This window comes from Membranihabitans maritimus, from assembly GCF_021729145.1.
In the GTDB taxonomy this organism is placed as follows: domain Bacteria; phylum Bacteroidota; class Bacteroidia; order Chitinophagales; family Saprospiraceae; genus Membranihabitans; species Membranihabitans maritimus.
This window is the reverse complement of record NZ_JAJSLW010000010.1, coordinates 77,270-94,037: the sequence shown is the minus strand read 5'-3', so window position 1 is coordinate 94,037 and position 16,768 is coordinate 77,270. Positions and strand designations below refer to the sequence as shown.

At 38.3% G+C, this 16,768-nt stretch carries 9 protein-coding genes; 4 read left to right on the top strand and 5 right to left on the bottom strand.

Annotation, left to right across the window (positions count from 1 at the left end):
* Positions 1–77: 77 nt before the first annotated feature.
* The 3 genes from LVD47_RS13365 to LVD47_RS13355 all read right to left on the bottom strand — a co-directional run bounded on the left by LVD47_RS13365 (position 78) and on the right by LVD47_RS13355 (position 6,467).
* Complete coding sequence (locus LVD47_RS13365) at positions 78–1,865, bottom strand: RagB/SusD family nutrient uptake outer membrane protein (RefSeq protein ID WP_236977136.1); 1,788 nt, start codon at positions 1,863–1,865, stop codon at positions 78–80.
* A 20-nt stretch (positions 1,866–1,885) separates the two neighbouring features.
* Positions 1,886–5,338, bottom strand: coding sequence for a SusC/RagA family TonB-linked outer membrane protein (locus LVD47_RS13360; protein WP_236977134.1), 3,453 nt, complete (start codon positions 5,336–5,338; stop codon positions 1,886–1,888).
* Positions 5,339–5,474: 136 nt separating this feature from the next.
* On the bottom strand, positions 5,475–6,467 hold the full coding sequence (locus LVD47_RS13355; protein ID WP_236977126.1) for a FecR family protein: 993 nt from the start codon (positions 6,465–6,467) through the stop codon (positions 5,475–5,477).
* Between the two features lie 301 nt (positions 6,468–6,768).
* Here LVD47_RS13355 and LVD47_RS13350 point away from each other — a divergent pair, with 301 nt between their 5' ends.
* The 4 genes from LVD47_RS13350 (at position 6,769) to LVD47_RS13335 (ending at position 12,975) form a co-directional block, all read left to right on the top strand.
* Positions 6,769–7,245: a GbsR/MarR family transcriptional regulator gene (locus LVD47_RS13350; RefSeq protein WP_236977118.1), complete on the top strand. Its 477-nt coding sequence runs from the start codon at positions 6,769–6,771 to the stop codon at positions 7,243–7,245.
* A 71-nt stretch (positions 7,246–7,316) separates the two neighbouring features.
* Positions 7,317–8,702 (top strand): TolC family protein, encoded by a 1,386-nt coding sequence (locus LVD47_RS13345; RefSeq protein WP_236977116.1) that lies wholly within the window; start codon positions 7,317–7,319, stop codon positions 8,700–8,702.
* Between the two features lie 13 nt (positions 8,703–8,715).
* Positions 8,716–9,828 (top strand): efflux RND transporter periplasmic adaptor subunit, encoded by a 1,113-nt coding sequence (locus LVD47_RS13340; RefSeq protein WP_236977107.1) that lies wholly within the window; start codon positions 8,716–8,718, stop codon positions 9,826–9,828.
* Positions 9,829–9,837: 9 nt separating this feature from the next.
* Positions 9,838–12,975, top strand: coding sequence for an efflux RND transporter permease subunit (locus LVD47_RS13335; protein WP_236977097.1), 3,138 nt, complete (start codon positions 9,838–9,840; stop codon positions 12,973–12,975).
* Between the two features lie 703 nt (positions 12,976–13,678).
* On the opposite strand, the gene LVD47_RS13330 is transcribed toward LVD47_RS13335, so the two are convergent.
* Together LVD47_RS13330 and dnaX are read right to left on the bottom strand one after the other, a co-directional pair.
* On the bottom strand, positions 13,679–14,395 hold the full coding sequence (locus tag LVD47_RS13330; protein WP_236977095.1) for a DUF6962 family protein: 717 nt from the start codon (positions 14,393–14,395) through the stop codon (positions 13,679–13,681).
* 71 nt (positions 14,396–14,466) lie between these two features.
* Positions 14,467–16,275 (bottom strand): DNA polymerase III subunit gamma/tau, encoded by a 1,809-nt coding sequence (dnaX, locus tag LVD47_RS13325; protein ID WP_236977093.1) that lies wholly within the window; start codon positions 16,273–16,275, stop codon positions 14,467–14,469.
* Positions 16,276–16,768 lie beyond the last annotated feature (493 nt).

Sequence of the window (16,768 nt, the reverse complement as noted above, 5' to 3'; positions counted from 1 at the left end):
ACGTAAAAATGCTGAAGTACTAGGTCCCTTACAATTTCTATACTTCCAATAGAACATGTTCCCTTGGAACAATAATATTACCGATTCTCCCAGCCCTCGTTTTGTGGGATAGGAGCATCTTTGTTGGTATCTATTACATCTTGTGGAATCGGCCACAAATTATAGTCGAAAGTTAGCGTAGCAGGTGTTTCAGGCCAATGTGCATGTTCCCTTATACGTTCAACAGCAATATTATCCCCCATTCTAAGCAAGGTATTCCAGCGGCACTCTTCATATATTAATTCCCGGGCTCGCTCATCCAATATCGTATTGAAGTCATCATCCATATCTGCGGCTGTCACCAAATATTCACATTGTGCCCTTTCCCGCAATACATTAACATCGGCAGCTGCACCGGCTTTGTCCCCCAGTCTTTGTTTGGCTTCAGCCCTTAGCAAAATAGTTTCAGGGAGACGTATAATGTATTCATCACGGAATAGGTTACTCCTGTTTTCACCATCTTCCAACCCGGTGTATTCATCTACTGCTATTTTACATGAAACCGGATAAATCTCACTTGTATTATTTCGAATAGTAGTTTCATCTGCACTTAAATTATACATTACATCCCACGGAACTATCTCCTGGTAATACGGAGACGAAGTGACATTCCCTTTATATCTTCTCCTAAAGACAATTTCTGAATTTCTCATGTCATCTTCCCATTTTCCTTCGTATACCTCATCCCTGGCATACATGGTAATATTGACTTGCGAAATCCCCCTTCCTCCGAGACTCTCCAATGTACCTGAAAGATGTTCGCTTACTATATCCCTGAAAACCGGGCCATAAGTACGGGAATAAGGCAACTTTGATTTCCCATCTTCCGTAAGATATGCCGTATAATCAATTTGCGCTGCCCAAATACTCTCGGTATTACCGTCCTGGTAATTCACATTCTCTTCCTGAAAAAGATCCCAATAATAATTAGGCGTTAATAATAATGTGTCAGCAATAGGATTAACGGTTGAACCATTGTCATAAACTTCAATTGTCACTGACTCTTCATCAACTCTCGAGCCGAATCTCTCGTTTACAAGTGAATACACTCCTCCATCGATTACTTTATCGGCATTGACTACAGCCTTCTGATAAGCTGCCTGGGCTTCTGAAGAATTACCTTCTGCTTCCAATTGGGTTCCAAGGGCCAGGTACAGTTCACTTAGATTATGCTGAGCCGCACCACGGACAATTCGCCCTCCACGAGATGTCGTTTCTGGCAGGTCATTTTCGATAGCCTCTAATTCTTCAATGGCAAATTGATAAGTTTCTAATCGAGTAGAAGGTTGAAAATCGTACTTTGGCACTGTGCTTATTTCCGTTACAATCGGGACCCCTCCAAAAAGTTCTCCCAGATTTCGGTAAGCAAAAGCCCGAAAAAATCTTGCCTGTGCCAGGGCATATGCCTTTTCTGTATCCGAATCCCAGGTAATCTGGGGAAGTTCGGCAGCGTACAAAGCCAAATTGGCTCTGTTAATCACATAATACCAGGTAGAATAAACCTCGTAAAAGGTACCGTGGTCTGGATTAATTGCCCCATAGTCACTAAAAGTATTTCCTCTTCTGATAATGGGGACATCATACATGTCAGTCCCTTTCCCCCTGAAATTAAATATCCACTGCTGTTCAGTAGGATTGACCCATAAATCTCGAATATGGGAGTATATGGAAACAAGTACCTGATCTATTTGGGCAGAAGTAGAAAATGCATTATCGACAGTATAGAAAGTTGGCGGGTCTTCTTTAAGAAATTCTTCATCATTACATCCAACAAAACTGAGGATTATTGTCAAAAATATAATATTGATGTATTTAATATTTTTCATCGTTGTTTACTTTTAAAATTTTAGAAACTGACATTCGCACCCACAGAAAAGGTACCCATTACCGGAAAGGTGTTTGACAAGTAAGTAGCACCTACTTCAGGGTCACCTCCTTCCCAATTGGTGAAAGTTGCTACATTTTTCGCTGCAACAAATACCTGTAGCCGATTCATATTCACCCTTTGCAACCAACTTTGTTCAAAGCTATAAGAAAGAGTCACATCCTGTAACCTCACAAAACTTCGTGACTGTAATCCCAAAAACCGGCCATCGCCTGAAAATGTGGGTGCCGGATATTCGTTGCTTTGATTTTGCGGTGTCCAATACGGCTTCGAAGTCATATTGTCATTAAATCGATTGGTCCGTGTAAGGTAGGCATTGACATTAGACTGCATATATCCATCGCTACCGCCAAATACCCCTGTAATCAATGTATAAAATTCAAAATTCCCAAAAGTAAGCGTATTGCTCATGTTTAGTCTAAAACGCTCCTGGCGGTACCCCAGAATGGTTCTATCCTGTGATGTAATTCCCTCTTCACCATCCAGATCTACATATTTAGGTGCCCCCGGGGAAGCCCCCGTTAATGCGATGTAATCATCATCACCTTCCTGGACAATACCCTCTTGCTTATACCCATAATAAGGATTGATAGGTTCACCGATAAAAAGGCTATTCCCAATATCGTCATCCTCCACACCGTCACCGTCGTTATCTTCCCCGTATAATTTAGCCAGTTTGTTGTTATTTTGCCAAAATGTAACGGAAGAAGACCAATTAAAATTACTCTTCTGGATATTAATGGATCGTACGGTCAACTCTACACCTGAGTTATCAACCTGCCCAAGAGATGCAAAAACAGTTTTAAACCCAGTCATAACCGGAATATTTCGTTGAAAGATCTGGTCTGTAGTCTGAGAAAAGTAAATATCCAAATCCACAAATAGACGATTATTCAACCAACTAGATGAAAATCCTGTGTTCCAGGTTTCTGTACTTTCCCAGCCCAATGTTGAATTTCCCAGTGTACTCTGTACCAAACCGTAATAAATTTCACTCCCGGTATGTGAAAATTGATATCTATATCCCCCGGAAGGTCCATTGGCTACCTGCGATAAAGTAGTATAAGGACCAATTCCCTGATTACCATTTTGCCCCCAGGACAGTTTTAATTTCAGGTCATCAATGAAATTGTAATTTTGCATGAAATTCTCTTCTGAAATCCGCCAGGCCAAGCCAACAGCTCCAAAATTACCCCATTTTCTATCCGCTCCAAAAACTGAAGCACCGTCTCGTCGCAAAGAGGATGTTAAATAATATTTTCCCCCATACGAATAATTTAATCTTGCCAAATAACCAATATTCGTTCTTTTATTAGCTCCTGACAAATCAATTCTCTGGACATTTCCAAAATGAAGGCCGTTCATACCAAGCTCTGTATTTCCATTGGTGGAAAAATCAGAAGCTGTCATACTCTCATTAACAATCTTCCTGGAATCTCTTGTAGCCACTAAAGTAGCATCTATACCGTGTTGGGCAAATGTTTTATTATAGCTGAGTATATTGTCCCAAACATAACTAAAAGAAGTATTGTTATACGCCGATCCATTGGCCCTTGCCAGGAATCCCTGAATAGTGGAAGGGAAGTACCGGTCGGCCCCTTCTCCTTCTGCAACGTAATAATCTTCATAAATAAAATTCCCTCCGTCACTTCGATCGGATGTAAGCTGAACATTCATACGGAAATTCAATCCCTCAATTCTGGGGACATCAACCGAAGCATATGTTTGCAATCTATAATTATGCTGTATTGTTTGGTGATCCCTTGTCCCATCATTTACTCCCCACAACGGATGAATCAGGGATTGGGTATATGGATACTTTTCCAGATTCCCTTCATCATCCCGGAAGTTCACTCCGTATGGAGACATTCTGTAAGCTGAAGACAGGCTTGCAGAATAGCCTGAAAAATCTTCCCTGTTGTAGGCTCCATTCACACCGACGTTAATCCAATTATTGATATCGGCATCCATTTTCCCTAAAATAGACACCCGGTTAAAATCATCACCCTTGATTACGCTTTCATCTTTATTATATGTTGAGGACAAGTAGTAATTCACGTTGTTGGAAGCCCCGGACACTGCCAACTGGTAGTTTTGAAATAATCCCTGCTGAGAAATTTCATCCAACCAATTCGTTTCATTCCCCGCCTCATAATTTTCTAATTCACCGGCTTGCATCCAATCAGTCGAACCTTCAGCCAAACCGTTCCGGTCAATTACTACATCTATCCATTCTTCCCCTTTCATTAATTCGGGTCTATTTGGCCAAGTTTTCACCCCCGCTCTTGTATTGAAAGTGATCAACGGTTTTTCAGACCTTCCTTTTTTCGTGGTAATGGCAATTACACCATTAGAGGCACGCGAACCGTATGCTGCAGCCGACACAGCGTCTTTTAGCACATCAATACTAGCTATATCATTGGGATTTATAGTGTTCAGGTCTCCCATATAAATCACTCCATCCAAAACGATTAGAGGACTATTGCTACCATTAATTGAATTTTGCCCACGGACCAAAATACTCGGCGATTGCCCGGCTGCGTTTGAAGCACCAATATTCAAGCCAGTTACATTTCCTTTCAAAGATTGAAGCACATTCATATTGGGAGCCAATGATACAGGAGAGTTCTCCAGGTCTACCGAATTGATCGACCCAGTTATGTCAGATTTCCTTTGCACCCCGTATCCGACAACTACTACTTCTTCCAGGGTCTGTGAATCCTCTTCCAGAGTAATGTCTATATTATTTTGCCCATCTAAAGAAACTTCTTTAGTTTGATAACCTATATAAGAAAATACAAGTACTGCATTGTCTTCGATGTCACTAAATGAGAATTCTCCGTTAAAATCTGTAGAGGTTCCTTTTGATGTTCCTTTTACTAAAACATTAACGCCTATAAGCGGTTCCCCATTGGCATCGACTACTTTTCCTGATATATCAGCCACTAATTTTTTAAATTGAAGTCGATCCAATGCCCTAATTGACTCAGGGTAATCCCGTATAACCGGGACTTGCTTTACATTCTTCCTGTATATGATGATTTTATTATTTATCACTTTATACAGAAAAGGTGTCTTTTGCAGTAGAACATTTAGTATCGTATCCAGACTGCTATTATCATTTTTCAGATTTGCATAATATTCTCCTGCTTCGTTGGGGTTATAAGCAAAGCGATATTGGGTTTGTTTTTCGATTTTTTTAAATACGGTTGGCAAGGGTTCATTAATCGCTTCTATATTGATGATTTCATCCTCCAGACCCTGTGTATATCCATCAGTAGCTAAAAGCAAATTCAGCCCCAGGGTAATAAATACAACTAATGTAAAGCTGACTCTCATCCAAAAACGCATTTGCCTGCTTACTTCGGGGTAAAATACCTCGTAGGAAATTCCCCGGGGAAACAAATATTTCATAATTTTAAATGTTTTTAAATAGTTAAATGTCTTGATTATTTAAGTACACTCAAGTCTTTCCGGTGGCAGCCGGAAGGACTTTTTAATTCAAAGTAAAAGTTAAATTATTCTCCTCCTTTTGTATTGAGGATTTTCCTTATTTACATCCTATTCCATATATGATAATTTTTTGATTTTCAAATTTATACTTCGCATTCACTACTGTGCATACTACGTTTAGTAACTCTTCCAGAGAATCTTCCTCAAAAAATGTGGCCGACAGATAACAACCTTCGATTTCCTGGCTTGCAAATTCAATCTTTCGATCCCACCTTTTGCTGATAAACCCGGCCACTTCACTCATTGACAAATTCGATAAGCTGTATTCGACCGGCTTCCATGCCACGGCTTCTTTCTTTGGGTTTAAATCCATTTGGGTAAATTCCTTGGAATCCTTATTATACGCTATTTGCTGGTCAGGTGTAATCACGCCTAATTCTTTTTTATCCTCCAACACCTGTACTTTACCCCTGGTAACGGTTACTTTTATTTCATCTTCATCCGGAAGAGCCCTTACATTAAAAGCTGTTCCGAGGACACGCGTTGATATATTTCCACTCCGTACAATAAAAGGTCGTTCCGGGTCGTGTTTTACATCAAAATACCCTTCTCCTTCGAGAAATACCTCTCTCCCAGAAGAATCGAACTCAGATGGATATCGCAACTTGCTCCCCTCATTCATATAAACGATACTTCCATCTGGCAGATAGATATTCTCCATCTTCTCACTGGTTATCAAAATTTCATGAACAACAGCGACCTGATTTTCCGGAGATACCTCATTTATTGGATTTTCGTTATCTCTGCCCAAAAATACAGTAGCTACCAAAATGGCTATTGCAGCAGCGACACCGGCTATTTTCATCCCAATCGGAATTCTTGAACGGTTTTTCCTTTTTAATCCACTTTTAATCCTTTTTTTTATCCGGATTTCAAGCTCGCTTTGTTCTTCTTTAGTGAATTCTTCCAATACATTATTATTCTTATCAAAATACTTGTAATACGAATCCAAAAAAGCGATCTCTTCCTCCGAAGCCTCTCCTAATAAATATTTATCAATAATATTCTTTATGTATTCTTTATTCTGCATTGTATGGTTTCATCATCCTTTTCATATTAATAAGTGGTCAAAATCACCAAACCTCCCAAAACGAGAACAGACTTTTTTGTAAAAAAAATATTATTCTGACAAACAAAGATTACTTTCCCTTAAATACTAAAATACCGATCTTCTGTTCGTCGATTCAAAATGATTGTTGATCTAAATTCCTCCGCGACCAATAGGTTTTTTTAGTTCTTTTTTTCTCGAACTAAAAATAATTACTATATTTGCCTTTGTAATTGCAGGATCAATTTGTGAAATTCTAAATTTGATTTGCAAAACAAAAAAAATGGAAACGAAAGAAAAGCATTATCCGGAAAAGCAAGTAGTAGAACGTCTGGGTGTTCAAATGGAAAAAATGAACACACCACCCGTTCATTCAAGAATATTTGTCCTTTTACTTCTTGTGGACCCGCCGTATTTGAGCTTTGAGGAGATACAGGAATATCTACAGGTAAGTAAAAGTTCGGTGAGTAAGTACATTAATGCAATGCTGGAACAAGGTACATTGGATTACAAAACGTTCAGTGGTGACAGAAAACGATATTTCTATCTCAAATTAGACGACCTTCTGGATAAAATTTATGCCGGAGCCACAAAATTTTCTATTATCAGTGAACTAATGCAAAATTGCTATCGAGAGAGACAAAATTTGGATTCTCCAGATGTCAATGAACAATTGCGTGAATTGGCTGAATTTTTTAAATTTTTAGGAGAAGGGATGGAGAATCTCGTAAATGAATATATGAAGAAAAAACAAGAATAAATTTTTTTATTTCAATTAGTTCGAATTTTCCCGAACTAATTATTTTTAAAAAACTCAACAACCAACATAAAATGAAATTCACAAAACTATTATCGGTTTTCATATTAATTACAGTGTTGTCCCAAAGCCTAAAAGCACAGGAACATACAATAAAATTGGATCAAGCAGACTCACTAACACTGGACGACATCATCGAATTTGCCATCCAACATAATCCGGATGTACGCAATAGCCAGTTGGATCAATTATCAAATAATGCAAGCATCAAAGAAATTACCAGCCAGGGAATGCCACAAATTAGTGCATCAGGGAACTACAATAATAATTACGCTCTTCCTCAACAAATCCTTCCCGGTGAAATTATCGGACAACCCGGTACCACAGTCCCTGTAAAGTTTGGTGTACAAAACTCTATAACTACATCTGTGCAGTTGAACCAAATGGTCTACAACCCTTCTTTCTGGGTAGGTCTGGAAGCTGCTAAAACCTCAAAAACCCTTTACGAACTTTCTACATTTAAAACCAAGGAGGAATTGGTCTACAATATTATACAAGCCTATTATCAAATTCAAATTACCGAAGAGCAAATAGCTATTTTATTGCGCAACTTAGGAACTATGGACCGATTGATAGACATAGCCGAAGTGCAATATGAAGAAGGCATTATCAAAAAGCTGGATGTCGACCAATTAAAGGTCAATAAAATAAATCTGGATAGTGAAATACAAAGTAGTTCTCTTGGATTGGTTCAATTAAAAAACCATCTTAAATATTTGATGGGAGTTCCCCAAAGTAAAGAGATTAATTTAAAACGTGACCAACTATCTGTATCGGATTTTGCCCAAAAAAATGAGTTGAACCTTGAAACCAATACAGATTTGAGATTGATCAACATCCAAAAAGAATTAAACGAACTGGAAATCAAAAATATTCAGGCGGGCTATATACCATCTGTCTCCTTTTTTGCAAACTACGGATGGCAAGGTCAAACCGACCGGTTATTTTCAAAAGAGGAACAGTATGATATTGTGGGTTCGGGTACGGGATCATTTGGAGTAAGTGTTAATATTCCCATTTTCGACAGTTTTCAAAAAAAGCACCAAAAACAACAGGTCGTTATTGAAAAACATAAACTCGAAAACAATCGGATAAAGACTGAATATGCCACTACTATGGCATACAAAAATGCCCGCGAAAAGCTGGATGTCAATCTCAATCTGGTAGCTACACAAAAACAAAATATGGAACTCGCACAGAATTTATACGATGTCTCTGCTCTTTCTTTTAAAGAGGGAGTCGCCCCTCTCACAGAATTGATCAATGCTGAAACAAGTCTTAGGCAATCACAAACTCAATACTTAAGTGCTTTACTGCAAGTAGCATTGGCAAAATTAGACCTTATTAAAAGTAGTGGTTCATTACCCAACAAAATTAATCAACAATACAATACTTTCTAAAACAATACAAATTATGAAAATTAGTAAGATTCTGATACCTATCATTGTTCTTTCAGGACTCGGTTACCTGGTATATGCACAACTAAGCGAAAACAAAGTAGTCATTGAAGAAAGATCTGCTCCCAGGAAAGAAGTGAATTTGGAAATGCCCGTCTCAATTTATACGGCAACAACTTCTGAATTTAATGATTCACTTAATTTCAATGGTACATTTGAAGCAAAGAAAGAGCTTTCAGTCATAGCTGAATCCTCTGGAAGGATTACTGATTTATTTGTCAAAGAAGGGCAACGAATATCCAAAGGACAAGTCATTGCTAAAATCGATGACGCTAGTATAAAGGCGCAAATGGATATGATCAATGCACAGTTGGACAAAACGAAAAATGATGTTTCCAGCTATGAAAGACTTTTGAAAGCAGGCGCAATAAGTGAGCAACAATACGAAGAAGTAAAGCTTTCTTTGAAAAACATAGAAGCCAATTTAGCTGCTACTACTCAACAACTAAAATACACTACATTAGTAGCTCCAATGTCCGGTGTAATTCAATCAATACCTGTAGAACAAGGAAGTTTTGCTACACCCGGAACACAAATTGCAAATGTAGTCGATATTTCATCTTTGAAAATGGTCATTCAGGTTCCTGAAAAAGATGTTGTAAAGCTCCGTACCGGACAGAAGGTAAATATCCAAACAGAAGTATACCCCGAAAAATCATTTACCGGAGTTATAAGTTTGATTGCTGTGCAGGCAGATGCAGCACGCAAGTACAATGTCGAAATAGAACTGCCTGTATCTCCTTCTTTCCCACTAAAACCGGGGATGTTTGGGAATGTTAGTATCAATACCTCTTCAGAACCCACACTCGCGCTTTTTATCCCTAGAAAGTCCATTGTCGGTAGCATTCAAAACCCTGAAGTATTTGTGGTATCAAATAGGAAAGCAATGAAAAAATCGATTAAAATTGGACAGGTAAAGGGTAGTTTAATAGAAGTAACAAAAGGGGTTCAGGAAGGAGACCAGGTTGTAATTAGTGGACAGGTCAATCTTGAAGAGGGCACTACAGTACAAATTACTTCTTCTGAAAACCAGGACCAAAATAGCAATTTTAAGCAATTATCTGAATAACAATAAGTCATGTCAATAACAGAATTATCGGTCAAGAGACCGACATTAATTATAGTAATATTTACAATTTTAGTTTTTTTCGGGATCTTCGGATATAACAACCTCAACTACGAACTTCTCCCAGATATTGAACCTCCGGTCATGTCTATTTCTACCATGTACCCGGGAGCGGGGCCGGGAGAGGTAGAAACCTCCGTAACCAAAGAAATAGAAGAAGAACTCTCATCTTTAGAAAATATCGAGTCACTTCAATCCATTTCAGTAGAGGGGTTTTCGGTTATAATGGTAGAACTGGTATACGGCACTAATGTTGATGTTTCAATCCAGGAAGCCCAGCGAAAGATCAATGCTATTAAAGCAGACCTACCCGAAGATGTAGAAGAACCAGCAATAGATAAGTTTTCCCTTGATGATTTACCCATTATGAGAATAGGGGCTACTTCTGATATGGATAATGTGGAATTCACCAATCTTTTTGAACAAAGGATACAACCCGAAATAGCACGTATAGAAGGTGTAGCTCAGGTAGATATTGTAGGGGGTGAAGACCGAGAAATAGCGGTCAACGTAAGTGGTACTAAACTGGAATACTACAATATACCACTACTACAGGTAACCCAGGCAATTACCCAGGCCAACCTCAACTTTCCCACTGGAAGTGTAAAAAACAGTGACCAGGATGTAATGGTCAGGTTATCCGGAAAAATCAGAAGTTTAAACACACTTCGTAATCTGGTAATTCACACCATGCCTGACGGCTCCCAAATATTTCTGAGCGATGTAGCGGAAGTCTACGACACGAAAGTCGAAACCCAGACTATTTCCCGATTAAACGGAATAAATTCACTGGGGATATTGATCAGTAAACAATCTGACGGGAATACCGTAGAGGTAAGTCGACAAATCAAAGAGAAAATTAAAACACTTGAGGAGCAATATGCAGATATAAATCTATCTTTTGAAATTGCTCAAGATAGTTCAGAATTTACATTAGAGGCGGCCAATGCCGTTATTCACGATTTATTCCTTGCCGTAATTTTGGTCGCTTTGATAATGCTATTCTTCCTCCACAATTTGCGAAATGCTGTTATCGTAATGGTAGCTATACCAATTTCAATTGTATCCACATTTGCATTGATGAGTGCTGCGGGCTTTACTCTTAATTTAATGACATTACTTGCATTGTCGTTAGTAGTGGGGATTCTGGTAGATGATAGCATTGTAGTGTTGGAAAATATTCATGCACGAATGGAGAAAGGGGCTACAGCTAGACAGGCCGCTATTGATACATGGAAGGAAATTGGACTCTCTGTTAGTTCCATTACGCTTGTCATTGTAGTGGTTTTTCTACCCATTGCCTTTGTCCAAGGGATAGTAGCCGATTTATTACGACAATTTGCACTGGTAGTAGCAGGTGCCACATTGATCAGTTTATTGGTATCATTTACCCTTACTCCGTTTCTGGCATCAAGGTTTACAAAATTGACACACCTCAATCCCAAGAATTGGTTTCATCTGCCTCTTATTGGATTTGAAAAATTCCTTCAATATATCCAGGATGGGTACCGGGGCTTATTAAAGTTTACATTAAAACATAAAATAATCACCATCATAATAATCTTCGGAATGGTATTTTCTTCGTTTATGCTAATGACTAAAGGTTTTATTGGCTCGGAGTTTGCAGCATCCGGTGACACCGGTGAATTGATTGTGGAAGTAGAACTTCCCAAAGATTCGCCCATTGAACGAACTAACCAGGTAACACAGCAAGCTGAAAAGTTGATACTTTCGCAAACCGGAGTGGACAGAGTATTCACTACCGTCGGTCGCGTCAGTTCAGGATTTTCTTCAAGTTCAAGCCCCTTCCAGGCAGAACTATCAGTACTTTTAGTAGGGGCCGAAGAGCGGTCATTTAGTTCGGAAGAATTTGCTTACAAAATAAAACAGGAATTGCAAAAAAATATTTCTGGTGCAGAATTTAAAGCGCGTCCAGGAGATATGATAGGGGCAGGTGGAGTTCCGATACAAATTATTCTGCAAAGCTCTGATGTCGAACAACTTTATTCCTGGTCAGACACTATATTGAATGTGGTAGCTAGCGTAGCTGGTACCTCCGAAGTTGAAAAAACGGTAGAAGATGGCACCCCCGAAGTAAGGGTTGATATCGATCGCCAACGCATGGCGGATTTGGGGCTTTCCCTTAGCCAGGTAGGTGCTACGATGCAAAATGCTTTCACAGGCAATACTGATACGAGATTGCAGGACGGACAATTCGAATATGATATTCGCATTCAATTAGATGCTTTTGACAGACGAAATATCGAAGATGTTAAAAGCCTGACTTTTGCAAACGGCCAGGGAAAACTTGTCACTTTAGATCAATTCGCTAAGGTATACGAAGGCACAGGACCATCTCAATTGGACCGGTTGGACAAAATCAGCTCCGTAACCATCGAATCCCAGGTTGTTAACAGGCCAGTAGGTTCAGTTGGAGAGGAAATACAGGCGGAAATAGGGAACCTGGATCTCCCGACCGGTTTGAATATCAAATATGCCGGGGATTTGGAAAATCAGGCCGAGGCATTTGGATCTTTGGCTTTTGCACTATTGACTTCCATCCTCCTTGTTTACCTAATAATGGTAGCTTTGTATGATAATTATATTTATCCGCTAGTAGTAATGTTTTCAGTTCCTGTAGCGATTATCGGAGCATTATTGGCCCTCGCACTGGCCCTGCAAAATATGAGTATATTCTCAATGCTGGGAATGATTATGTTAATTGGCCTCGTAGTCAAAAATGCTATCCTGATCGTCGATTTTGCCAATCAATTGAAAAGAGAAGGAATGGACTCTTACACAGCAATTGTAGAAGGGACTATGCAGCGATTCAGGCCGATCCTGATGACGACAATCGCTATGGTTATAGCCATGATACCAATTGCCGTAGCATCTGGCGCCGGTTCGGAGTGGAAAAATGGATTGGCCTGGGTGTTGATCGGTGGTCTGACTTCCTCAATGATCCTTACCATCATTATAGTTCCGGTCGTCTACAGGCTAGTTGATCAAATAAGCGAATGGTGGCAGAAAATCATGGAAAAACGAAGAGCTCGAAAAGCTATTAAAAATGCGGAATTGTCTTCTCAATAAAAAACCTAACTTCCCAAAAATACCTTTTCTAATTTTCATAGTATTTAAATGGAGGTCTGCTATGGCCTCCACTTTTTCTAATCCGTAGTTTTTGATTGCAACAAACGAATCAACCTCCTGAACTAAAATTTCTCATATAATATTTGTATAATAGATATATGCATAAATGCCAGATATGGATGCAATTGTCAAAAATCCACCGCGAACATTTATGGAAATTTTTAGGGGACTTCCGGAAGAAACTTAGACACAACTAATAGAGAATCACCTCGTCATTAAGCCAACCCATCAGGATATCCAACAGAAAATTCTTCTGGAAATAGATCATAGAATTTATAATTATGTAAAATCATATAAGCTTGGAGAAAATCCGGTTGGCACTTAGATGTCATTTGGATGGGCAAAAAGTTTTTCAACCCGATATTGTATTTATTACATGTGAAAGAAAGAATATTAATCTTGAAAACGGCCTCAAAAGATTTCCAAGCCTGGCAATCAAAATCCTTCCCAACTTATAAAACAATTCGATACAGGAAAAATAATGAACGATCAAAACAAATCTAAAATATAAGCAGATCATGGTGTTGATCCGCCAACTGCTAAAGTCGATAGATTCATGGACATAAAAATATTCCGCTAACGTAAAAAGGATGGCTCCGAATCACTCTTAAGTGCTAGATAGGGGCATTTGAATTTTAAGAATTTAAGAATTTTCGTAAGGCTCCATTTGTCTCATCATCCTTTTGGAGGCAAGAAAAAACATATATGCAGATAAACAAAGGAAAATATGGCTAATATCCACGTGATTAAACCAAACACTTACACCCGTTTTAGTAAGAAAAAAAACAGAAGCACAAGCTGCAAATCCCACAGACCACATAAGGTAAGATATCATTCTTGTCCTGTTCTTTTTCCAAAAATAATGGTATAAGCTAAAGCCGAAGACAAACACTGTCAAACCGTAAGCAGTATGAATTTCAACATATCGAAACTGCAACGTTGTGAAAGCCAAAATGGCAAAAACAATTAGTTCTATAATATTAAAAATCGAGAAAAAAGAAGTGACTTTCGGTGGCATAAATGAACGGGAATACGCTATCATGACTCGTTCCATTAAGTTAATTGCTACCATACTGAGTCCCCAACCCAAAAATTTCCATTGTGGAGCCAAAGCGTACAAAAATCCATGACCGACAATTCCACCAATAAAAGTAGAAATAGCCATACATAGGAAATAACCCCGAAATAAAATATACACCCTGTGATCAATCTTATACCTTTTCAACTGAAAAAATGCATATAAGCAGACAGCAGACACCATCAGGTCTGTTAAAGTCGTAACTGGTTCATCAACCCTTAAACCAAATATATCGATAGAAGACTGCAACATTTCCGGGGCTAAAATAAGATTTTCTTTCATCGGCGTGAAAATATAAAATGGAATGGTTTTTTAGAAAGGAGTTAAGTAAAGTATTCCAAAAATTAATGAAGTTAATCCGAATCAATTTTCAAATTTAACGTCTTAACAAACATATCGAGCTTTGGATTCTTTTCCCGCAGTGCATTGAACTTATCCTGGGGAGTAATAAGAGGGCTTTCATTTGATTCATCTTGTGACTCAGATTCCTCTATTTCAAATTTTATTTGTATGTTTCTTGGACCTGACACACTCCGAATATTTTCGAACAGTTCACGCTGTTCCAGAATAGAAGACTTTGCCAACTGTGAACTCACTCTCACAATTAACTGATCCCCTACTAATTCGAGTAAAGAATCTTCCATGAATGATCGCAATGAAGGTGAAGAATGTGATTCTCTAAATTCTTTCCAGGAAGCATTAATTTCAGCTTTCAAAACTTCATTATCTTTTACTGCTTCACCTTTATTATTTTCCTTTTCTATGTCTGCTTTTATGTTACTCAAATTATTGAGCTTAGGCAAAACATGTTTTCCCGCAGACTGTTTTTTTACAGGAGTGGGGGCCCTTTTTTCAATCCCCTTTTGGATACTCCTTTTCTCAGCACCTTCTACCGAAATGTTCTCCGTAGCTTTCTGATCTGGTTCGGATTTAACAGTTGGAACTTCTGGAACGTCATTTTCCCTGGATTCTACTGAGATATTTTGAGATTCATTACCCGCTACCGGATTAACTTTTTTTTTTGCAGGCTCTTCACTTATTTCATTCAAATCAGTTCTCATAGCCTTTACATTTTTGAAATAGGCTATTTTCATTAACGCTATTTCCACATGTAATCTTTTATTCTGAGCCATTCTATAATTCACATCACAGGCATTAGCCAAATCCAGTGCCGTAAGTATAAAATCTCGCTCCACTTGTGCCGCCTGTCTTATGTACTTTTCTTTGAGATTTCCCACAGCATCAACCAAAGCCTCCGTTTTGTCCAGTTGAATCATTAACAATTGTCTGAAGTGTTCTTGAAGCCCCAGTAAAAAAACATGAGCATCAAAACCTCGCGAAAGCACATCATCAAATAGCAAATAAATTGCCCCTAAATCACCAACCATTAATTGATCTACAAATTTGAAATAGTAATCGTAATCTAGAATATTTAATTGCTTAATTACTTTTTCATATGATAGTCGACCTTCTGCAAAACTTGCAATTCTATCAAACATAGACAAAGCATCCCTAAGCGCTCCATCCGCTTTTTCAGCAATTACATGCAATGCCTCCTCTTCAAAGTCAATATTTTCGCTTTGGCATATACTTTGAAGGTGAGAAACTATCTCCCGAACCTGAATTCTTTTGAAATCATATATTTGACAACGGGAAAGGATTGTCGGTAAAATTTTATGCTTTTCCGTTGTTGCCAAAATGAAAATAGCGTGTGAAGGAGGTTCTTCGAGTGTCTTCAAAAAAGCATTAAAAGCCGAAGCAGACAGCATATGAACCTCATCGATTATAAAAAGTTTATAATCTCCATGCGCCGGAGGAATTCGCACTTGCTCAATTAAGTTCCTTATATTTTCTACGGAATTATTAGATGCTCCGTCCATCTCCAGAATGTTCATTGAATTTTGATTCTGGAATGAAACACACGATTCACATTTACCGCATGGCTCAACTTCTGAACCTGGATCCTGGCAGTTTATGGCCTTTGCTAAAATACGGGCAGTTGTTGTTTTTCCAACCCCCCGGGGGCCACAAAACAAAAACGAATGGGCAAGTTTCTGCTGCCTTATAGCATTCTTAAGAGTCTGTGTAATATGTTCCTGACCCACTACTTCCTTGAATTGCGTAGGTCTGTATTTTCTAGCCGATACGACAAATTGATTCATAGTTAATGTAAAGATATATAATTCTTCGTCATGCCAAGGAATTGATATTTATAGATTCTATTGCACCAATTGATTTATCGGTTAAATTTATTCTCCCCAAAGGCACCATACCCCCATAGGAAAATCCCGTTTATGGAGGATATCCCTTACATGCAAAAATTATATAAAAGTGCACAGAGACTAACTATATTATTTCTATTATTTGATTTCTTGTTCAACAAGTTGCATTGAAATTTGAATACAGCACCAATTGAAACAATTATTTTCACATTGCTCCAGATTCTCCCCTTTACGAAAGGTCAAACTACCTCTTATCAAAAAATTCATTTATATTGAGTGTAAGAAAATAGTATTTAACTTTATGTCGTGATTTATAGTTGAATTTCAAATGATTGGAATTAATCCGACCTTCAAGCCAGACGCTTATTTAGGTTAAAGAACAAAAAAAAATTGAAAAAAATATTACCAGGTCGGATACCAAAAATAAAATCAT

Bases quoted from the DNA above. Each gene is read 5' to 3' on its own strand.
- LVD47_RS13365 (WP_236977136.1), bottom strand. From the start codon at position 1,865: ATGAAAAATATTAAATACATCAATATTATATTTTTGACAATAATCCTC.
- LVD47_RS13360 (WP_236977134.1), bottom strand. From the start codon at position 5,338: ATGAAATATTTGTTTCCCCGGGGAATTTCCTACGAGGTATTTTACCCC.
- LVD47_RS13355 (WP_236977126.1), bottom strand. From the start codon at position 6,467: ATGCAGAATAAAGAATACATAAAGAATATTATTGATAAATATTTATTA.
- LVD47_RS13350 (WP_236977118.1), top strand. From the start codon at position 6,769: ATGGAAACGAAAGAAAAGCATTATCCGGAAAAGCAAGTAGTAGAACGT.
- LVD47_RS13345 (WP_236977116.1), top strand. From the start codon at position 7,317: ATGAAATTCACAAAACTATTATCGGTTTTCATATTAATTACAGTGTTG.
- LVD47_RS13340 (WP_236977107.1), top strand. From the start codon at position 8,716: ATGAAAATTAGTAAGATTCTGATACCTATCATTGTTCTTTCAGGACTC.
- LVD47_RS13335 (WP_236977097.1), top strand. From the start codon at position 9,838: ATGTCAATAACAGAATTATCGGTCAAGAGACCGACATTAATTATAGTA.
- LVD47_RS13330 (WP_236977095.1), bottom strand. From the start codon at position 14,395: ATGAAAGAAAATCTTATTTTAGCCCCGGAAATGTTGCAGTCTTCTATC.
- dnaX (WP_236977093.1), bottom strand. From the start codon at position 16,275: ATGAATCAATTTGTCGTATCGGCTAGAAAATACAGACCTACGCAATTC.